Source organism: Amycolatopsis sp. NPDC051716, from assembly GCF_040681595.1.
Taxonomy (GTDB): domain Bacteria; phylum Actinomycetota; class Actinomycetes; order Mycobacteriales; family Pseudonocardiaceae; genus Amycolatopsis.
The window spans coordinates 333,999-352,977 of sequence record NZ_JBFAZA010000005.1 but is presented as its reverse complement, the minus strand read 5'-3'; the positions used below and the strand labels follow the sequence as shown (position 1 = coordinate 352,977).

Annotated in this window: 17 protein-coding genes; 6 read left to right on the top strand and 11 right to left on the bottom strand. The window is 72.8% G+C overall.

Features of this window, described 5'->3' with window-relative positions; genetic code table 11:
* Positions 1-98 precede the first annotated feature (98 nt).
* Positions 99-1,277 carry an MFS transporter gene (locus tag AB0M30_RS09500; protein WP_364581866.1) on the bottom strand — a complete coding sequence of 393 codons (1,179 nt, stop codon included), beginning with the start codon at positions 1,275-1,277 and terminating at the stop codon, positions 99-101.
* A 108-nt stretch (positions 1,278-1,385) separates the two neighbouring features.
* Here AB0M30_RS09500 and AB0M30_RS09495 point away from each other — a divergent pair, with 108 nt between their 5' ends.
* Positions 1,386-1,709: a metalloregulator ArsR/SmtB family transcription factor gene (locus tag AB0M30_RS09495; RefSeq protein WP_364581863.1), complete on the top strand. Its 324-nt coding sequence runs from the start codon at positions 1,386-1,388 to the stop codon at positions 1,707-1,709.
* Between the two features lie 182 nt (positions 1,710-1,891).
* A complete protein-coding gene (locus AB0M30_RS09490) occupies positions 1,892-3,076 on the top strand; it encodes an MFS transporter (RefSeq protein WP_360172376.1) in 1,185 nt (394 codons plus the stop codon).
* Between the two features lie 51 nt (positions 3,077-3,127).
* Here AB0M30_RS09490 and AB0M30_RS09485 read toward each other — a convergent pair whose 3' ends face one another.
* Both AB0M30_RS09485 and AB0M30_RS09480 read right to left on the bottom strand, forming a co-directional pair.
* Positions 3,128-3,451, bottom strand: a complete 324-nt coding sequence (locus AB0M30_RS09485; protein ID WP_364581860.1) for a DUF3017 domain-containing protein — start codon at positions 3,449-3,451, stop codon at positions 3,128-3,130.
* Entirely contained in the window at positions 3,451-4,305 is an 855-nt protein-coding gene (locus tag AB0M30_RS09480) for a bifunctional methylenetetrahydrofolate dehydrogenase/methenyltetrahydrofolate cyclohydrolase (protein WP_103341087.1), read from the bottom strand. The genes AB0M30_RS09485 and AB0M30_RS09480 overlap by 1 nt, the downstream gene beginning before the upstream one ends.
* A gap of 223 nt (positions 4,306-4,528) precedes the next feature.
* On the opposite strand from AB0M30_RS09480, the gene AB0M30_RS09475 reads away from it, so the two are divergent.
* Positions 4,529-7,537, top strand: coding sequence for a glycohydrolase toxin TNT-related protein (locus AB0M30_RS09475; RefSeq protein WP_364581857.1), 3,009 nt, complete (start codon positions 4,529-4,531; stop codon positions 7,535-7,537).
* Between the two features lie 46 nt (positions 7,538-7,583).
* On the opposite strand, the gene AB0M30_RS09470 is transcribed toward AB0M30_RS09475, so the two are convergent.
* Positions 7,584-8,171 carry a pentapeptide repeat-containing protein gene (locus AB0M30_RS09470; RefSeq protein WP_013222730.1) on the bottom strand — a complete coding sequence of 196 codons (588 nt, stop codon included), beginning with the start codon at positions 8,169-8,171 and terminating at the stop codon, positions 7,584-7,586.
* A 24-nt stretch (positions 8,172-8,195) separates the two neighbouring features.
* Positions 8,196-8,663: a VOC family protein gene (locus tag AB0M30_RS09465; protein WP_364581854.1), complete on the bottom strand. Its 468-nt coding sequence runs from the start codon at positions 8,661-8,663 to the stop codon at positions 8,196-8,198.
* Between the two features lie 108 nt (positions 8,664-8,771).
* On the opposite strand from AB0M30_RS09465, the gene AB0M30_RS09460 reads away from it, so the two are divergent.
* Positions 8,772-9,500 carry a class I SAM-dependent methyltransferase gene (locus tag AB0M30_RS09460; protein WP_364581853.1) on the top strand — a complete coding sequence of 243 codons (729 nt, stop codon included), beginning with the start codon at positions 8,772-8,774 and terminating at the stop codon, positions 9,498-9,500.
* Here the strand turns inward: AB0M30_RS09460 and AB0M30_RS09455 are convergent.
* From AB0M30_RS09455 to AB0M30_RS09435, 5 genes are all read right to left on the bottom strand, one after another.
* Positions 9,493-12,804 carry an error-prone DNA polymerase gene (locus tag AB0M30_RS09455; RefSeq protein WP_364581850.1) on the bottom strand — a complete coding sequence of 1,104 codons (3,312 nt, stop codon included), beginning with the start codon at positions 12,802-12,804 and terminating at the stop codon, positions 9,493-9,495. The genes AB0M30_RS09460 and AB0M30_RS09455 overlap by 8 nt on opposite strands.
* On the bottom strand, positions 12,805-13,497 hold the full coding sequence (locus AB0M30_RS09450) for a hypothetical protein (RefSeq protein WP_364581848.1): 693 nt from the start codon (positions 13,495-13,497) through the stop codon (positions 12,805-12,807).
* Between the two features lie 2 nt (positions 13,498-13,499).
* Positions 13,500-15,062, bottom strand: coding sequence for a DNA polymerase Y family protein (locus tag AB0M30_RS09445; protein WP_364581899.1), 1,563 nt, complete (start codon positions 15,060-15,062; stop codon positions 13,500-13,502).
* A 406-nt stretch (positions 15,063-15,468) separates the two neighbouring features.
* Complete coding sequence (locus tag AB0M30_RS09440; protein ID WP_364581845.1) at positions 15,469-16,158, bottom strand: hypothetical protein; 690 nt, start codon at positions 16,156-16,158, stop codon at positions 15,469-15,471.
* Positions 16,159-16,312: 154 nt separating this feature from the next.
* On the bottom strand, positions 16,313-16,861 hold the full coding sequence (locus AB0M30_RS09435; protein ID WP_364581843.1) for a phosphohydrolase: 549 nt from the start codon (positions 16,859-16,861) through the stop codon (positions 16,313-16,315).
* A gap of 53 nt (positions 16,862-16,914) precedes the next feature.
* On the opposite strand from AB0M30_RS09435, the gene AB0M30_RS09430 reads away from it, so the two are divergent.
* Positions 16,915-17,403, top strand: coding sequence for a GNAT family N-acetyltransferase (locus tag AB0M30_RS09430; protein ID WP_364581841.1), 489 nt, complete (start codon positions 16,915-16,917; stop codon positions 17,401-17,403).
* A 26-nt stretch (positions 17,404-17,429) separates the two neighbouring features.
* Entirely contained in the window at positions 17,430-18,194 is a 765-nt protein-coding gene (locus tag AB0M30_RS09425) for a hypothetical protein (RefSeq protein ID WP_364581838.1), read from the top strand.
* Here the strand turns inward: AB0M30_RS09425 and AB0M30_RS09420 are convergent.
* On the bottom strand, positions 18,191-18,919 hold the full coding sequence (locus AB0M30_RS09420) for a hypothetical protein (RefSeq protein ID WP_364581836.1): 729 nt from the start codon (positions 18,917-18,919) through the stop codon (positions 18,191-18,193). The two genes, AB0M30_RS09425 and AB0M30_RS09420, sit on opposite strands and share 4 nt — an antisense overlap.
* Positions 18,920-18,979 lie beyond the last annotated feature (60 nt).

The window sequence follows — 18,979 nt, the reverse complement described above, 5'->3', positions numbered from 1 at the left end:
AGGCCAGACCGACCGCACCAACTACCCAGCAACCATCACCATCACGATCATCACCGAGTTGACACACGCCCCTGAGCCTTAACTTTCCGGCATTGCGACTAACCGGCGGCGATCTGTTCCCGAGGCTCGCGGACCCGCCCCCACGCCGAGCCCACCAGCAGCAGCGCGACGAGGGTCAACGCGGCCGCGACCTCGGGCAGCAGCAGCGGGCCACCCGACGCGAGCACCGCTCCCCCGACCACGCCGGACAGGCCGACGCCGAGGTAGATCGCGGACGCGTTGAGCGAGAGCACCAGCCCGGCGTGGCCCGGCGACAGCTCGATCAGGCGATGCTGCACCGGCGGGTTGAACGACCACGTCGCCAGCCCCCAGACGAACAGCGAGATCCCGGCCGCGACCGGCGTCACCGTCGTCAGCGGCAGCAACGCCATCACCGCGGTGATGACCACGGTGACCACGAGCAGCGGCGTCCGCGAACCCCAGCGGTCGGTCGCCCGGCCACCCGCGAAGTTGCCGATCGCGCCGCCGACGCCGTAGCAGAAGAGCAGCACCGTCACGGTCGTGCCGTGCACGCCCGCGGTCGCCGCCAGCAGCGGCGAGACGAACGTGTAGACCATGAACGCGGCCAAGCAGGCCAGCACCGTCGTGGCCAGCATGACGAGCACCCGCGGGTCGCGGCCCGCGGCGAAGCGCTCGGCCAGGCCGACGCGCGGCGGCGCGGCGACCGTGGGCAGGGCGAACCGCACGGCCAGCGCGCTCACCAGCGAGAACGCGGCGACCAGCGCGAACGCGGGCCGGTAGCCGAGGTGCTGGGAAATGAGACTGCCGAGCGGGACGCCGAAGATGAGCGCGACCGTCAGGCCGCCGAACACCAGCGCGACGGCGCGGCCCCGGCGCTCGGGGACGGTCAGCTCGGCCGCGACGGCGCTCGCCGCCGGGGTGAACACGGCGGCGCCCACCGCGGTCACCACCCGGGCGACCAGCAGCGAGCCGTAGCCGGGCGCGAGCGCGGCGAACAGGTTGCCGGCGCCGGTGACGGCGAGCGCGGCGACCAGCAGCGTCCGGCGTTCCCAGGTGCCGGTCGCGGCGGCGAACAGCGGCGAGCCGATCGCGTACGCGATGGCGAACGCGGTCACGAGCTGCGCCGCGGCCGTGGCCGAGACGTGCAGCTCGCCGGTCAGTGCGGGCAGCAGCCCGGCGACGATGTAACCGCTGGTCCCGACGCCGAAGGCGCCGAAGGCGAGGACGGAGATCCTCGACGGAGCAGGTGCGGACATGGGCTGAGCCCCCAAGCGAAGCAGGGATTGGTTCGACGAACGTCGTAGTTCGACAGTGACCGTACTACGTCGCTGCCACAATTTCGACCGGCGTCGTACGATGGGCTCATGGCCAAGCACGCGACCCTGCCGCCGCTCCACTACCCGGCGCGGGAAGAAATCACCGTCGAAGGCGTGCTCCGCGCCCTCGCCGACCCGGTGCGGCTGGCCATCGTCCGCCAGCTGGCGGCGACCGAGCAGGAGATTTCGTGCAGCGGCCTCACCGTGCCGGTGACGAAGTCCACACTCACCCACCACCTGAGCATCCTGCGCCAGGCCGGGGTCGTGGTCGGCCGCCAGGAAGGCACCACCCGGTTCAACTCGTTGCGCCGCAACGATCTCGATGCCCTGTTCCCGGGCCTGCTGAGCGGCGTTCTGGCCGCTCCGCGCTGATCACCGCGTTACGGTGTGGATCGTCACCCGATATCGGGATGACAACCGCCCCCCTCGCTTGTTGGACTAGGGCGTAGGCAGCTCACGGCGCTGGGGCCGAATGGCTGCCTCTCTTTATGCCCCTTACTGAACCGATCCAGAGATCGGCTCGGTAATCGTTTACCCACCCTGGAAGGAGTGCCGTGCCCGTCGCGCTGCTCGCGCTCGCCATCGGAGCCTTCGGCATCGGGACCACCGAGTTCGTCATGATGGGCGTGCTGCCCCAGGCGGCCGCCGACTTCGGCGTCGACATCCCGACCGCCGGCCATCTCATCTCCGCTTACGCCCTCGGCGTCGTCGTCGGCGCCCCCCTGCTCACCGCGGTCGCCGTCCGGCTGCCGCGCAAGACCATGCTGCTGGCCATGATGGGCCTGTTCACGGTGGGCAACGCCCTCTTCGCGCTGTCGCCCAGCCAGGAGTTCGGCATCGCGTTCCGGTTCCTCGCCGGCCTGCCCCACGGTGCGTTCTTCGGTGCCGGGGCCGTGGTCGCCTCCAGCCTCGTCGGCCAGGGCGAGCGCGCCAAGGCCGTGTCGCTGATGTTCCTCGGCCTGACCCTGGCGAACGTCATCGGCGTGCCGCTGGGCACGCTGCTCGGCCAGCAGGTCGGCTGGCGCGCCACCTTCGGCGTCGTCGCCGTGATCGGGCTGGTCGCCATCGCGGCCATCGCGAAGCTCGTCCCCCACCAGGGCAAGCCCACCGCCGATGCGTCGCTCAAGAACGAAATCAGCGCCTTCAAGCGCCCTCAGGTGCACCTGGCGCTGGCGATCGTCACGTTCGGGCTGGGCGGCGTGTTCGCCTGCCTGTCCTACATCACGCCGATGCTGACCGACGTCGCCGGCTACTCGCCGTCGAACGTCACCCTGCTGCTGTCGCTGGCCGGGGTCGGCATGACGATCGGCAACCTGCTCGGCGGCCGGCTGGCCGACCGCGCGCTGATGCCGAGCCTGTACATCGCCCTCCTGGCGCTGGCGTCGGTGCTGGGGATCTTCACCATCACCGCGCAGGGCAAGGTCGGCGCGGCGATCACGATCTTCTTCGTCGGCGTCGCCGGGTTCATGATCGGCCCGATGATGCAGGCGCGGATCATGGAAAAGGCGGGCGGCACTCCGTCCCTGGTGTCGGCCGCCGTCCAGTCCGCGTTCAACATCGCCAACTCGATCGGGGCTTACCTCGGCGGGCTGGTGATCGCGGGTGGGCTCGGCCTGGTCGCCCCGAACTGGGTCGGCGCACTCCTCGCGGTCTTCGGGCTCACGCTGGCGATCGTTTCCGGCACCTTGGACCGTCGCGAAGCCCGCGCCGAACAACGGGAACTCGCCCTGGCCTCCTGACCCACCCACCCGAAAGCGCCACTTTCACCCGAAAGTGGCGCTTTTCGGCGTTCAGGGGGAGCCGAGCGGGCCGCCGATGATCGTCAGGGCGACGTACAGCACCGCCGCCGCCAGGCACGTGAACGTCACGACGTCGACGAGCTTGCCGCGGATCGCCAGGAGGCCCGCCCTGGCCGTCGTCAACGACAGCCGCAACACCGCGGCGAGGAGGAGCGCGGCGCCGATCAGCGCCGCGCCCTCCCGCCAGTGGTACTGGAAGATCCGCAGCGCCGCGACGGCCACCACCAGCAGCACCGCCGCGAACGGCAGCTGGCTGAACCGGCTCTGCCTGCTCCGGCGGTCGCCGATGTCCCGCCGGTCCTCGGTCACGGTCATCAGCCTTGGACCGAGCGTTCCGCCGCCTCGACGACGTTGCTGACGAGCATCGCCCGCGTCATCGGGCCGACCCCGCCCGGGTTCGGGGAAATCCAGCCGGCGACCTCGGCGACTCCCGGGTGGACGTCCCCGGTGAGCTTGCCGTCCACGTGGGACACGCCCACGTCGAGGACCGCGGCGCCCGGCGCCACCATGTCCGGCGTGATGATCCCCGGCACCCCGGCCGCGGCGACCACGACGTCGGCGCGGCGGACCTCGGCGGCCAGGTCGCGGGTGCCGGTGTGGCACAGGGTCACGGTGGCGTTCTCGCTGCGGCGGGTCAGCAGCAGGCCCAGCGTGCGGCCGACGGTGATGCCGCGGCCGACCACGGTGACGCGCGCGCCGTTCAGCTCGACGCCGTGGCGCTTGAGCAGCTCGATGATCCCGTACGGCGTGCACGGCAGCGCGCCCCGCTGGCCCAGCACGAGCCGGCCGAGGCTGACCGGGGCGAGGCCGTCGGCGTCCTTCTCCGGGTCGATCCGCTCGAGCACGCGGTTCGCGTCGAGGTGCTTCGGCAGCGGCAGCTGCACGATGTAGCCGTGGCAGGCCGGGTCGGCGTTCAGCTCGTCGATGACGGCTTCGAGCTTCTCCTGGGTGATGTCGGCCGGCAGGTCGCGGCGGATCGAGTTGATCCCGATCTTGCCGCTGTCGGCGTGCTTCATCCGGACGTACGAGTGCGACCCCGGGTCGTCGCCGACCAGGACGGTGCCGAGGCCGGGCGTCACCCCCTTCGCGGCGAGGGCCGCGACGCGGGGTTCGAGCTCCGCGAAAATGGCGTTCTTGGTGGCCTTGCCGTCGAGAATCTTCGCCGTCACGGGCCCCATTCTGGCAAAGCGGCGCCCGCGCGTCGCTTCCAGGCGCGGGTGGTCGCAGCCCGTAGAGTGATCGCTACCCCACACGGTCCATTCGCGACGATGCCCGCGATCAACCTGTGATCTACCGCACGTCGCATCACCCGAGGTCAGAGCCTGTGCCACCGGGTGGCTGGGCGGCAAAACCCACATGCGGGGTGCACTCACGCGCGCGAACAGTCAAAATGTGCGGGTGGCACAACCGACGACGCAGCTGAACGCGACCGAGCAGGACACCCTGGTCAAGCAGATCGGACTTGCCCTGCTGCGTGCCGCCCCGCGCGACTGGCGCAAAGTCACCGCGGAGTACCGGGCGCTCGGCAGGTACCACGAGCTGACCGGCGAGATGGTCACCGAGGACGGAACGGTGCACGAGTGGCTCGCCACCCATGACATCGCGACCCTGTTCGGCAGGCTCCGCGGTGGCATGTACCGCGACGGCCGCGGAACGTGGTTCAACGCGCGCTACCAGCTCGACCACCCGTCCAGCTACAACCTCGAGTACAACCGCGACGAACCGGTGTGGAACCTCGCGCCGCCGCCGCAGGCCTACTCCGACGAGCTGCGGATGTTCCCGCGCACCGAGGAGAACGTCCCCGAATGGCTGATCCGGCGGATGTCCGGGCTCGGCCCGGAGCAGCCGGGGCCGCACTTCCGGATCGCCCGGATCTTCGACACCGTCGGCCCGGCCGGCCGGCCGGTCATCAACCGCCCCGACCTCGAGGTCGAGGAGCAGGACAGGCTGCTGGAGTACCTCGAGCACGCCCCGCTGGTGGTGCCCGAGCGCGGCTACGACATCGACCGGCTGGCCGCGACGCCGGAAGCGACCGTCCCGGTCGCCTTCCACAGCGACGGCCAGTGGATCTGGCCCGCCGCCGTCAACTTCTACCTGCACAAGTACGGCGTTTCGCCCGAACCGGACCTGGTCGAGCACGTCCGGGCGATCGGCTTCGCGCTGCCGCCGGTGGACGAGCCGACGCTGCAGGCCGCCGCCGCGTACCTCACCCGGGGCAACCAGCCGCCGCCGCAGCAGCAGCGCCCGGCCGGACCGCCGCCCCAGGGGCCGCCCCCGCAAGGCATGCCGCCCCAGGGCCCGCCGCAGCAGCAGGCGCCCGTGGGCCCGCCGCCCGTCGCGCCCCCGCCCGTCGCGCCGCCGCAGCAGCACCAGGAACCGCCCGCGCCGGTGGAGGCGCCGCTCTCGGTGCACGCGCCGGCCGAACCGGAGGCTCCGGCCGAAGAGCACGAATACGCCGAAGAGAGCTTCGACGAGCAGGAGTTCGAAGACCGCTTCGCCGAAGAGGACCACCCGTACGGCGACGAGGAGTACGCGCAGCAGCCCGAGCACGCGGGCGTGGCGAACGGTTCGGCACCGGAGGCGGGCCGGGTGCCCGACCTGGAAGAGACCGCGGAGTACGTCCCCGACCAGCCGATCGGGCAGGAGCAGCAGCCGCCGCGCGACGGCGAGCCCTTCCCGCGACGCGACGAGGAGCACGCCGCCTTCCAGCCCCCGCGGGAAGACGAGCACGCCTTCCCGGCCGAGCCGGCGTTCGAGCCGGGTCCGGTCCGGCACGACGAGGAACCGGCGGACGAGCCGGCGCACGCGGCGTTCGAGTCCGGTCCGCCCGGGCCGGACGACGAGGCCGGGCACGCGTTCGACACCGGTCAGGCGGACGAACCGGCGCACGCTTTCCAGTCCGGCCTGCCGCCCCGCCAGGACGACGAGCCGTCCCACGCCGGCTTCCAGCCGCCGGGCCACGAGGACGAAGGCGCCTTCCCGCCGCCGCACCAGGACGACGAGCACGTCTTCCAGCCCGGCCAGCCGCCGCGCCACGACGATGAGCTCGCGCACGCCTTCCAGGCCGGCCAGCCGCACCCCGGCGACGAGCCGTCGCACGCCGCCTTCCAGCCGCCACGGCACGACGACGAGCACGCCTTCCAGCCCGCGGGCCAGCCGGCCCGGCCGGACGGCGAGCCCCCGTTCCAGCCGCCCCGGCGTGAGCAGGCCGCGTTCGACCCCGGGCCGCCGACCATGATCACCCAGCCCGAGGTGCCCGGCGTGCTGCCGGTGCCGGAGCCGGCACCTCAGCCCGCGGCCCAGGCCGAGCCGCCCGCTCCCCCGCGTCCGGGCCGCCGGGCGCTGCGCCGCGAAACCCCGGACCACCCGGTGCTCGCCGGCCTGCAGGCCAAGCTCGACGAGCTCGACGTCCCCGAAAGCGGCTACAAGCTGGGTGAACCCGCCGAGCACGGCTGGAGCGTCGAAGAGGTCGACGACGGCTGGCGCGTCGGCTGGTACGACGGCAAGCTCAGCAACCCCGCGGTGTTCGGCGACGCCGAGGACGCGGCCGCGTTCATGCTCGGCAAGCTGCTGCTCAACCCGGAGGGCCACGTGCCCGCCGAGGAGCCGCCCGCGCCGGAGCCGGAACCCGAGCCGGAGCCGCCGGCCGCCCCGCAGCGGGTAGTCGCGACGCTGTCGCCCGAGGTCGCGACCGGCTCGTACCAGATCCGCAAGCCCGAGCCGGTGCCGCCGCAGGAGCAAACGGCGTTCACCAGCGCCGAAGAGCTCTTCGGCGACCTCGGGGACGACGAGCCGCCGGCCCCGCCGCGCCAGCCCGCGCCGGTCCCGGCCGGGCCGCCGCCGATGGCCCAGCAGCAGGCCGGCCCGCCGCCCGCGGCGCCCGCACCGCCCCGGCGCGAACCGCCGTCGGCGCCGACGGTCCTGGCCCCGATGCCGCAGGGTGTCCTGCCGGTGCCACCGCCCCCTCCGGCGGGCGCGCCCGCGCCGCCGCGCCGGGACGAACCGGCCCGCCCGGCCGTCAACGGTGGCGGCGGCGGTGGCCAGCAGCAGTGGCCGATCGGCCCGATGGCCGGTGAGCCGCCGCTGACGCTGTTCCGCGGCAAGGAGCTGCGCGAACTGCCCGCGGGCAGCGAGCTGGACCGCTTCGGCGGCCCGAACGGCAACCTGACGTACGCGGCGGGCACGCCGTTCGCCGAGCGGTCGCTGGTGCCGGAGTGGGTCAACCGCCCGTACCACGTCTACCGGGTGCAACGGCCGCTGGAGGCGCTGGCCGGCGTCGCGATCCCGTGGTTCAACCAGCCGGGCGGCGGGTCGGCGTACCTGCTGCCGGCGTCGATCGAAGAACTCGTGGCCGAGGGCGACCTGATCGAGCTCGACCCGGGCGAACCCCCGATCGATTGAGTGCTCACGAAGGCCCCGGCAGCGAGCTGCTGGGGCCTTCGTGGTTTCAGCGGATGACGAGCCCGTGCGCGGCGGCGAAGGCGATCGCCGTTTCGACGTCGACCTCCGCACCCCGCAGATCGGCCTGGACCAGGGCGTTCGCGTCGAGCCGCGCCCCACGCAGGTCGGCGCCCTCGAGCTTCGCGCCCTGCAGGCGGGCGCCGGTCAGGTCGCTGCCGCGCAGGTCAGCGCCGGTGAGATCGGCTTCCATGAGGTTGGCTTCCCGCAGCCGCAGGCCCGACAGCCCGAGCTTGCGCAGCCGCGCCTTCGCCAGCGACGCGAGCGAGAGGTCGCATTCGGTGAGCGCGATCCCGCCGAACCCGCTGTCGGTGAACGAAGTGCCGAGCAGCGAGCACGCCGTCCAGCGGCTTTCGGCGAGCACCGTCCGGTCGAAGGTGCACGAGCGGAACGCCGACGCGTCGTGCCGGGAGCGCGACAGGTCGGCCCGGCTGAACACGCAGTCGTCGAACGTGCAGCCGCGCGTCCGCAGCCCGCTCAGGTCCGCGCCGGTGAAGTCACACCCGGTGAACCGCCGCTTTTCCCACCACTGCCCGGACAACACCGCTTCGCGGTAGTCCTCCCCCGTCTCCAGCACGGGCCCAGGGTGCCACACCCGCGATCAGCCGACCGCACCCTGCACGTAGTTCATCGCCGCGACGTACTCGGGCAGCTGCGCGCGGCGCGCCAGCTCGGCTTCGTCCAGATTCTCCAACCGCGTCTGGATCCACCACAGGTTGCCGAAGGGATCGCGCACGCGGCCGACGCGGTCGCCGAAGAACAGGACCGTCTGGCGGGTCACCTCGATCGCGCCCGCTTCGATCGCGCGTCGCTGGGTTTCTTCGCTGTCCGGCACGTAAAGCCGCAGGAAGGCGGGCGTGGCGCCCCAGCCGTCCGGCGAGTCGAACGCCATCACCACGGCGTCGCCGATGCGCACCTCGGCGTGCCCGATCTTCCCGTCCTCGCCGACGACCCGCCCGAGTTCTTCGGCGTCGAAGGCGGCCTTCAGGAAGCCGAGCAGACCGGCGGTGTCGCGGCCGATGATCCACGGGGTGACCGTCGTGTAGCCGTCGGGAACGGGGTCGACCATGTTTCCTCCTCGGTTCGTCGCTTCGAACGTAAGGCGGAAATAGGTCAGCTCCTGACCGCCGGCCGAAATTCCGGTGAGACCGCTCGAGTCGATCACTACGGTGAGGCGATGCCCGACCGCCACTTCGCCGACGCCGGCCTCGCCTCGCTGTACGACGCCTTCAACCCGCGGGAAAGCGGCGGCGACTACCGGTTCTACCTGCCGATGATCCTGGCCGCGGAGTCGGTGCTGGACGTCGGCTGCGGCACCGGTTCCCTGCTGCACTGGGCACGCGAGTCCGGCCACGACGGCCGGCTCGTCGGGCTCGATCCCGCCGAGGGCATGCTCGTCCAGGCCCGCCGCCGCGCCGACATCGAGTGGGTGCACGGCGATTTGTCGACCGCGTCCTGGAACGCGGAGTTCGACTTCGCGGTGATGACCGGGCACGCGTTCCAGGTGCTGCTCACCGACGACGAGGTGCGCACGGCGTTCTCCGCGGTCCGGCGGGCCTTGAAGCCCGGCGGCCGGTTCGGCTTCGAGACGCGCAACCCGGCCGGCCGCGCCTGGGAACGCTGGACACCTTCGAACGTCTGGGAAGCCGGGGATGTCCGCTCGTGGAACGACGCCGGGCCGTTCGAGAACGGCTTGGTCAGCTTCAGGACGACGTACGAAAGCCCGAGCTGGGAGGAGCCGAAGTACAGCGACAGCACGTTGCGCTTCCTCGACGTCCCCACGCTGAACGAGTTCGCCGGCGAAGCCGGGCTGGTCGTCGACGAGCAGTACGGCTCCTGGGACCGTTCGCCGGTGACCGACGCCAGTCCCGAGATCATCACGGTCGTCCGGCGCCCCCTTACCTGAAGTCCCGCGACTTCGCCTTGATGCGCATCGGCAGCGGCTCGACGCGGTGGGCGAGGACGCTCACCACGCCGTCGGCCTTCTCCACCACCCCGCGGATCAGCAGCGCCGGGCTGCTGCGCGCGACGCGGTGGTAGCGCTGCCAAAGCCCGAGCGTGCAGATCACGTTGATCATCCCCGTTTCGTCTTCGATGTTGAGGAAAGTGACGCCGCCCGCGGTCGCGGGGCGCTGCCGGTGCGTGACCGCGCCGCCGATCAGCACGCGCGCGCCGTCGTCGAGGTCCGCCAGGCCGCTCGCCGGGACGACGCCGAGCTCGTCGAGGCGGTCGCGGATGAACTCGGTCGGGTAGCTGCCCGGCGACACCCCGGTGGCCCAGACGTCCGCGGCCGCGACGTCGAGCCCGTCCATCCCCGGCAGCACCGGCGCCTGCGCGCCGACCAGGCCGGGCAGCCGCTCCGGGCGTTCGCCGGCGACGGCGCCCGCGGTCCACAGCGCCTGACGGCGATCGCCGCCGAACCCGGCGAACGCACCGGCCGTGGCCAGCGCCTCGATCTGGGGCGTGGTCAGCCGCACGCGGCGGGCGACGTCGGCCATGTCGCGGTATTCGCCGTTCTCCGCACGCTCGGCCACGATCCGCTTCGCGAGGTCTTCCCCGATCTTGCGCACGGTGCTCAGCCCGGTCCGCACGGCGTGCAGCTTTCCCTTTTCCGGCAACGCTTCCAGCGTCGCGTGCGGCAGGCTCCGGTTGATGTCCGGGCCGTGCACGGTGACGCCGTGGCGCCGCGCGTCGGCGACCAGCGACTGCGGTGAGTAGAACCCCATCGGCTGCGCGCGCAGCAGGCCCGCCAGGAACGCGTCCGGGTGGTAGAACTTGAAGTGGGCACTGGAAAAGACGAGGTGCGCGAAGCTCAGCGCGTGGCTTTCCGGGAAGCCGAAGTTGGCGAACGCCTTAAGCTTCAGGAAGATCTTCCGCGCCAGCTCGTCATCGACCCCGTTCACGGCGGCGCCTTCGAGGAACCGCTGCCGCAGCAGGTCCATCTTCCGGTCCGACCGCTTCGACCCCATCGCGTGCCGCAGCTGGTCGGCCTCCGCCGCGGTGAAGTTCGCGACGTCCAGCGCGATCTGCATCATCTGCTCCTGGAACAGCGGCACGCCCTTGGTCTTGTGCAGCGCCTTCTCCAGCAGCGGGTGGTCGTAGGTCCACTCCTCGCGGCCCTGCTTGCGGCGGATGTACGGGTGCACCGAGCCGCCCTGGATCGGGCCCGGCCGGATCAGGGCGACCTCGACGGCGAGGTCGTAGAACTCGCGTGGCTGCAGCCGCGGCAGGGTCGCCAGCTGCGCGCGGCTCTCCACCTGGAAGACGCCGATCGCGTCGGCGCGGCACAGCATCTCGTAGATCTTCTCGTCGGCGAGGTCCAGCTCGGCGAGGTCGACCTTTTCGTCCTTGTACTCCGCGACGAGGTCGATCATGTAGTGCAGCGCGGACAGCATGCCGAGGCCGAGCAGGTCGAACTTGACCAGCCCGGCGGCGGCGCAGTCCTCCTTCTCCCACTGGATCACGCTGCGGTCGGCCATCCGCGCCCACTCGACCGGGACGACCTGGCTCACCGGCTCGGCGCACATGACCATGCCGCCGGAGTGGATGCCCAGGTGTCGCGGGAAGTCCTCGAGCGCGAAGGCGAGCTGCAGGACCTCGTCCGGGATGTCGTGGTCGTGGTCCTTTTCGGTGTTCTGCAAGGAGCCCCAGCGGTCGATCTGCTTGCTCCAGGCGTCCTGCTGGCCGGGTGAGTAGCCGAGCGCGCGGGCGGCGTCGCGGACGGCGGACCGGGCGCGGTAGGTGATCACGTTCGCGACCTGGGCGGTCCGCAGGCGGCCGTGTTTCCGGAAGACGTACTGGATGGCCTCTTCTCGGCGGTCGGACTCGATGTCGAGGTCGATGTCGGGGTAGCCGTCCCGGTCCGGGGCGAGGAAGCGCTCGAAGAGGAGTTCGTAGGCGACGGAGTCGACCTTGGTGATGCCGAGGGCGTAGCAGACGGCCGAGTTCGCGGCCGAGCCGCGGCCCTGGCACAGGATGTCGTGCTCGCGGCAGAACCGCACGATGTCCCAGACGATGAGGAAGTAGCCGGGGAAGCCGAGCTCTTCGATGATGGCGAGCTCGTGCTTGATCTGTGCGTTCGCCTTTTCTTCGTGCGGCTTGCCCCGGAAGCGCTCCTCGGCGCCCTTTTCGGTCAGTTCCCGGAGGTAGGTCGTTTCGGTGTAGCCCTCGGGGACGTCGAAGGGCGGCAGCTCGGGGGCGATCAGCTTCAGCGGGAACGCGCATTCCATGCCGAGCAGCGCACTGCGCCGGACGGCGCCGGGGTACCGCCGGAACAGGACGTCCATTTCGGCACCGCTGCGGAGGAAGGCCGTCCCGGCGGCGGGCAGCCAGCCCTCGAGTTCGTCGATCCCCCGCCGGGCCCGGATCGCGGCGAGGGCATCGGCCAGCGGAGCCCGTTCGGGCCGCGCGTAGTGGGCGGCGGTGGTGGCCACGGTCGGCAGGCCCAGTTCGGTCGCGAGCTGCGTCAGGAGGTCGTTGTGGGTGCTGTCCAGGGGCTGGCGGTGGTCGGTGAGTTCGACGTAGACGTTGTCGCGGCCGAAGCGGGCTATCAGTTCTTTCAGCTTCTCCGCGGCGGCCGCCGGGCCGTGCGTGACGAGGGCCGAGCGCACCGCGCCCTTGCGGCAGCCCGTCAGCACCACGCACTGCCCGGCGACCTCCTCGGCGACCGCGCCGAGGTCGTAGCTGGGCCGGCCCTTTTCGGCCTGGTGGTGGATCTGCCCGGCGGTGATGGCGCGGCAGAGGGCCCGGTAGCCCTGGTCGCCGCGGGCGAGCAGGAGGAGGTGCTCGCCTTCCGGATCGGGAACGCCGTTCTGCGGGCTGCGCAGGCCGAAGCTGAGCTCGGTGCCGAAGACGGTGTCGACGCCGAGTTCCCGCGCGGCTTCGGCAAAGCGCACGACGCCGTACATGCCGTCGTGGTCGGTGAGGGCGATGGCGTCGAGTTCCAGGCGCGCGGCCTCTTCGACGAGTTCTTCGGGGTGGCTGGCACCGTCGAGGAAGCTGAAGTTGGAGTGGCAGTGCAGTTCGGCGTAGGGAACGCGGACGGTTTCGGCGCCATCGTCGTTGCGCCGGGCGGGGAGGTCGCCGGGCCGCTGGTAGCCCTCGCGGCGACGGCCCCAGGCGGGACTGTCGCCGTGGTCGCCCGGCGGCACCCCGCCGGCGAGGGTGCGGGCGAGGTCCTTCCAGCGGACGGGTGGGTTGTTCCAGCCCATTCAGTGGCTCCCGGGCAGATCGCGCCGCTGATCTTCAGCCGCCCGGCGGCGACGGTGCCAGTTGGTGGGGTGGTTCCAGCGGGAGCGGGCTTCGGCTTCGCTCGTGGCGCTTGGCGGTGGCTCGGCGGTGCGGTCCGCGTTCGTGGAGTGGTTCCGGCGGCTCACGTCAGGCGCTTCGGTGCGGCGGTTCGCGTTGGTCGGATGGTTCCAACGGCTCCGCGCCTCCGCATCGCTCACGCGGCCCACGTCCAGCGCCTCCCCGCGACCATCCGCGTTCGTCGGATGGTTCCAACGGCTCCGCGCCTCCGCATCGCTCACGCGGCCCACGTCCAGCGCCTTCCCGCGGGCCGCGTTCTTGGGGTCGCTGATGCGGCTTGCACCCGGCGCCTCCGCACGGCCGTCCACTCTGGCCGGCGGGCTCCAGCGGAGCTCGATCCCGCTGATGCGGCACCCGTTCTCGCGCGACGAGCGCGGGACCGGGAGCTCGATCACCGGGCAGACCCACTCGTCGTCGGCGGGCGTCTGCGGGAGCTGGCCGCGGACCGTCCACCGGTCGGGCGTGTCCGCCTGCTCCTCTGTGGCGGGCTCGGGAATCTCGCGCAGCCATTCGCGCTCCTCCGATGTCCCGCTGGGCGTGGCCCCGGGCTCGGCTCGCAGCCAGTTGCGCAGCTTTCGTGCGTAGTCGTCGTCCATGCTCAGTCGTACACTCCCTCGACCGTCCACAGTGGATTTTCCGTGCCCGCGCAGTGCACCAGCACCGCCTCGGGCGGCTCGTCGCCCTCGCCGGCCAGCACCAGCTGCAGCCGCGCCCGCCGCGGGCCCGGGCGGCGGCGGTCGCCCGTCAGGGGCCACGGGCCCGCCCAGCCCACGACCTCCCGGCCCGCGCCGCCCGCGATGGTGAGGCGTCGCGGGGGCGCCGTCACCTGGTCGCGGGCCGTGATGCCGACGGCTCGGCCGCCGTCGTCGAAAACCTGCGCCGGGACCGGCCGGTCGAGGACCGTCGCCGGCGAAGGCGACGGCAGCCGCCCCGGCCAGGTCGCGTCCGGCGGTGCCGTCCGCTCGCGCGGGTCGCCCCAGGGCACCAGCCGGACGCGGCCCGCGGGGTCGCGGCCGCCGTCGAGCACCGGGGTGAGCACGCCTTCGGGCCCGAGCAGGCCCTGGACCCGCACGAACGCGCGGGCGGCCCGCTCGTCGTCCTCGTCGGAACCGCCGTTGCGCCACAGGTCGAGCTGCAGCGACCGCCCCTCGACGACCTCCTCGGGTTCCAGCCGCAGCCGCACGACGCCGGACGTCGGACGCTGCCCGGGCGCGGCCCGCAGCCAGCCTTCGAACTGCCAGCGCACGCGATCGGCGACGCCGGCGGGCGTCAGCGGTTCGGCGCAGCGCCACGCCCGGCCGAGGTGTTCGCCTTCTTCGGTGACCGCGTAGATGCCGAGCCGCGTGCAGGCGAGGCCGTGCCCGGCGAGGCCCGCGCAGAACCGCGTCGCGAGCCCCTTGGCGAGGAACGCCGCGACGTCGACCCGCTCGACAACGGGGTCGAACTCCTCGGCCAGCGCCAGTTCGGGCGGCGGTCGGCGACGCAGCGGCGGCCGTTCGGAACGGCCGCGCGCCAGCCGGTGGGCGAGCAGCCCGCCCGCGCCGAAGCGGTTGGCGACGTCACGTTCCGGCAGGGCGGCGAACGCACCGAGTGTCTTCAGCCCGAGGCGGCGCAGCAGATCGACCAGCTCCGCGCGGTCGGCACCGGGCTGGTCGAGCTCGGTGACGGGAAGCGGGGCGAGGAATTCGGCAACCCGCCCGGGCGCGACGAACTCACCACACCGCGCGGCGAGCGTCGCGCCGAACAACCCCTCGGCGACACCGACCTGACACTCGACCCCGGCCGCGGCGGCGACCTCGTCGAGAAGCCGTTCGACGAGCGCGTGTTCCCCGCCGAAGTAGCCGGCGGCGCCTTCGACGGGAACGGCGACCAGCCCGGGCCGCACGACCTCGACCCCGACAACGAGCCCCTCGACGGCCCGCGCGACGGCTTCGAAGAGCCGCGCGTCCCGCCCGTCGTCGGCGGCGAAGACGGCGAGTTCCGGACAGTTCGACTGGGCATCCCGCCGCCGCATCCCCCGCCGGACACCATTCCGCCGGGCAACGGCGTTGCACGCGACAACCCGGTTGGCACTGAAGACGCCAACGGGCAGGGCGGCATCAACCCCACCAACGGCCGCCGCGGCGACGGCGGGCCAGTCCGGACACCAGAGGACGAGCATGCGAGCGGGGGTGTCGGGGGCGCCGCGCTGGGACGGGACGGTCACGTGGCCTCCCGAGCCCGCCCGCCACCCCGACGCAGGTGGGGGTGAAGGAGTGGTCGGCTCGCGTGCCCAGACGGTCGACTCGCGTGCCTGGATGGTCGGCCGACGTACCCAGGCGGTCGGCTGGCGCACCCGGACGGTCGGCCGACGTACCCAGAGGGTCGGCTCGCGTACTCGGGAAGTCGGTTTGCGTACCCAGACGGTCGGCCAGCGAATCCGGAGGGTCGGCTCGCGTGATTGGGAAGGCGACTCGCGTGACTGGGGAGGCATCTCGCGTGACTGGAGGGGTCATACGCGTGATTGGCGGGGCAGTGTGGGTGGGCGGGGTGAGGGTGCGAGGTGGGGCGGGGGTGGGGGGTGGGGGTCATGCGGTGGCCTCGCGGAGTGAGGGGGCGGGGAGCGCCCGGGTGACCTCGCCGCCGGGGGCCGGGAGGTGGAGGTCCGCCGTGAGCGGGCGGGCCGCCGGGCCGCGGCCGTGGGCTCGGACCCGCACGCGGCGGGACTCGAGGTGGCCGTACCCGCCCGACGGGCCCGACCAGGGCTCACGACGGCACGACAGCTCCACGTCCGCTCCGGGCCAAGCCCCGGCCGACAACAGCACCGCGCCGCGGTGGCGAGCCCGGGCCGACAGCCGCCGCGCCAGTGCCGGCTGGAGCGTCTCCGACTGGACCGCCACCAGGTCGACGCCGTCCAGCAATGCCGCGATCACCGCCGGGAGCTCCGCCCCCGGACGCGGGACCAGGGCCAGGCGGCTGACGTCGACCCCGTACTCGGCCGCCGCCGCGATCCCCAGGGACGGCATGCCGGCCACCGCCGCCCAGGAGCCCGCGGTCGTGGCCGCGGCGAGGAGGGCGAGCAGCAGCGAGGTGCCCCCGTGGACCGCCACCGTGCTCCCGCGCCGGAGCCCGGGCAGCAGCCCGGCCAGCGCCGGGACGACCGGGAGCACCCTTCCCGTCGCCCTGGCTCGCTCGGCCTGGGCCGCCACCTGGCTCGCCGTGCTGACCCCGGGCAAGGCCGCCAGCCGGGCCACCGGCGGCTCCACCACAGCAGTCACCGCACGCACCTCCCCACCACGGACTAGGGCCGGCGGTCGGGCCTCTCCCAAAACGCGACCGACGGCACTGGTTCGCCGCGGGGAAGGCGGCGGTTCCACGTCGAACGTATGTTCGACTAAGACCAGTCAACCGCGAACCACCCGAGGTGTCAAGTCACCCACTGGTGGGGTACGCGGCCTGGAAAGCCAAGCGCGCGTCGGCACCGGAAGCGATCCGCTCGAGCTCGTCGTCGAGGGCCAGGAACGTCTCCCACGGCGGCCCGCCGAGCCGCTCGGCGACCCGCTGCTCCAGCTCCGGCAGCCGCTTTCCCTTCCACACCTTGTCCGCCAGCGTGACGAGCAGGTCTTCGAAGGTGGCGTCCACGGCGTCCCAAGAGCCGTACGTCCGTGCGAAGCGCGCCAACGGCTCCTCGACCCCCTGCGAGACCAGCAACGCGTACCCGGCGAGTTCGTGCGCCGATCCCGGCCCGGACAGCTCCGCGGGGTGCACGATCTTCCCGATGTCGTGCGTGGCCGCACCGAACAGCACCGCCGGGACGTCCACGCGCGGGCCCACCCACCCGGTCAGGGTGACCGCGACGTCGTGCACCAGCCGCAGGTGCGCGCCGAGCCGCGACGGCGCGGCCAGTGTTTCCAGCAAGGTCCGCGCCCGGGGCGGCAGCGGAGCGAATCCCGGGGCGTCGAGCGCGTGGCGCAGGTTCACCCCGCCAACGTAATGAATTTGCCCGCCCCGGCACCGGTCGCTAGACAGGCGGCGTGGAGCTCACCGACGCCCGCCCCGAAGACTGCCCCGAGCTGCTGGTCCTCCAGCGCTGCTGCTGGGTGCAGGAGGCCGTCCTCAACGACACCCTCGACATCCCCGCCCTGCACGAGACCCTCGAAGACGTCCGCGACTGGACGAAAACGTGGTCGGTGTGGGTGCTGCGGCAGGACCACCGGCTGATCGGCGCCGTGCGCGCCCGGCTGGACGGGGCCTGCTGGGAGCTCGGCAGGCTGATGGTCGCGCCGGATCTCGCCGGGCGCGGGCTGGGTCGCCGGCTGCTCGCCCACGCCGAAGCGCAGGCGCCCGTGGAAGCCCGCCGGTTCGCCCTCTTCACCGGCGCCCGCAGCGCCCGCAACATCGCGCTGTACCAGCGCGCCGGCTACCGGCTCACCGACGCGCCGGCGCCCGGCGGCCACATCGCCGGGGCGGTCTACCTGGAGAAGGACGTCACGCTGCGCGAAAAACCCGGTCCGGCCGCCTGACGCTGCGGCGTCGGCTAGATTCGCCGGTGGACTTGGGGGTGGCGATGACCGAACGGCGGAGACGGCCGATCGTGGCCGTCGCCTGCGCCGTCATCGCGGCGGCCGGAGCCCTCGCCGCCGGCTGCGGGGTGCCGGGCGTCACGGCCGCCGCCACGGCGCCGACGACCATCGGCGCCCAGTGGCGCTCGTTCCGCGCCGACGTCACCGGGATCCGCCCCGGTTCGGACGACCGCAGCCTCTTCGTGCAGGTCGCCCTGCCCGGCAACGACCCCGGCTGCGTCCAGGAGCCGCGGATCGAACAGGTCGTGGAAGCGAAGACCGACATCCACGCGGACGTCGTCTACTCGACCCGCCCCGCGGCGGGCGGCTGCCAGGACAAGGTGCCCGCGGAACTGCGGCTGAGGACGACGGGCCCGATCGCGGACCGGACGGTCATCCTCAACGCCGACACCGGCAACGCCTGGCACAAGCTGGGCGCGGGCTGGGGCCACTGCGACCGCCAGGGCACCTGTGCCCCGCCCGCCGACCACTGCGATCCGGCGTGGATCGGTGCAGCGGTGTCCGCCGCCGGTGCCGTCACCCCGGGCGCGACCCGCGCGTGCGTGCCGGACTGGCTGCTCCTCGACCTCCCGCAGCAGCGGTCCGAGCCGCCGTCCCGCACCGCGTTCCGCTGGAGCGACGCGGGGTGGACGTCGTTCGCGACGGCCCGGTCCGCCGGCTGCGCGGACATCCTGGCGGCCGAGCCGAAGTTCCCGGCCGCGCTCTGCAGGACGCTGCCCGCACCCGCCTAACGCGGCAGCTTTTTGACGATCTCCGCGCCGACCGCCTGCACGGCGGCGTCGGTTTCCTCCTGCGGCATCGGCGAGTTCGAGAAGAATCCCTTGTCCCAGCCGGACACCTCGAGGATGACGACGGTCGTGCCCTTCAGGACGTGCAGTTCGGACCCGCTGAACGCGCTGTCGGTGGCGAGCCGGACCAGGACCGCCTTGTCGCCGATGCCGCGCACGTCCGTCGGCGGGAGCGCCGGTGCCTTCGGCTTGAACATGTCGTTCGCCTGCTCGCGCGCGCTCTCCCCGGAGTACCGGGTGATCTGGACGTGCATGGTGGCGTCGCGGACGTTCTCGTCCGGCCCCGGCTTCCAGCTGCAGCCCTGCTGCTTGATGCCCGGCAGGTCCTGGGTGCCCTGGCCGCCCAGGACGAAGCTCGGGAAACCGGCCTTCTCCAGCACCGGCGCCGGGACCTGGCACTCGGCGGGCACCGGCGACGACGACGGTGCCGCGCCGGTGCTCGCGAAGTAGTCGCCCGCGAAGATGCCCAGCGGGATGCCCGCGCCGAGCAGCACGACGACGCCGCCGATGATGCCGAGGATCAGCCCGGTCCGCTTCTTCTTCGGTGGCGGCACCGGCGCGCCGTACCCGGCGGGCGGGTAACCGGGCGGCGGGTACCCCGGCTGCGGCGGATAGCCCGGGTACCCCTGCTGACCTTGGCCGTGGCCGTACGGCGGCGGTTGCTGCATCGAGCCCTCCCTCTCGAAGCGCGGGTCAGTGACATCCGGGGCTTCGCCCCGGGGCCCCCG

Bases quoted from the DNA above. Each gene is read 5' to 3' on its own strand.
- AB0M30_RS09465 (WP_364581854.1), bottom strand. From the start codon at position 8,663: ATGGTCGACCCCGTTCCCGACGGCTACACGACGGTCACCCCGTGGATC.
- AB0M30_RS09420 (WP_364581836.1), bottom strand. From the start codon at position 18,919: ATGCAGCAACCGCCGCCGTACGGCCACGGCCAAGGTCAGCAGGGGTAC.
- AB0M30_RS09485 (WP_364581860.1), bottom strand. From the start codon at position 3,451: ATGACCGTGACCGAGGACCGGCGGGACATCGGCGACCGCCGGAGCAGG.
- AB0M30_RS09500 (WP_364581866.1), bottom strand. From the start codon at position 1,277: ATGTCCGCACCTGCTCCGTCGAGGATCTCCGTCCTCGCCTTCGGCGCC.
- AB0M30_RS09445 (WP_364581899.1), bottom strand. From the start codon at position 15,062: ATGCTCGTCCTCTGGTGTCCGGACTGGCCCGCCGTCGCCGCGGCGGCC.
- AB0M30_RS09455 (WP_364581850.1), bottom strand. From the start codon at position 12,804: ATGGGCTGGAACAACCCACCCGTCCGCTGGAAGGACCTCGCCCGCACC.
- AB0M30_RS09495 (WP_364581863.1), top strand. From the start codon at position 1,386: ATGGCCAAGCACGCGACCCTGCCGCCGCTCCACTACCCGGCGCGGGAA.
- AB0M30_RS09450 (WP_364581848.1), bottom strand. From the start codon at position 13,497: ATGGACGACGACTACGCACGAAAGCTGCGCAACTGGCTGCGAGCCGAG.
- AB0M30_RS09460 (WP_364581853.1), top strand. From the start codon at position 8,772: ATGCCCGACCGCCACTTCGCCGACGCCGGCCTCGCCTCGCTGTACGAC.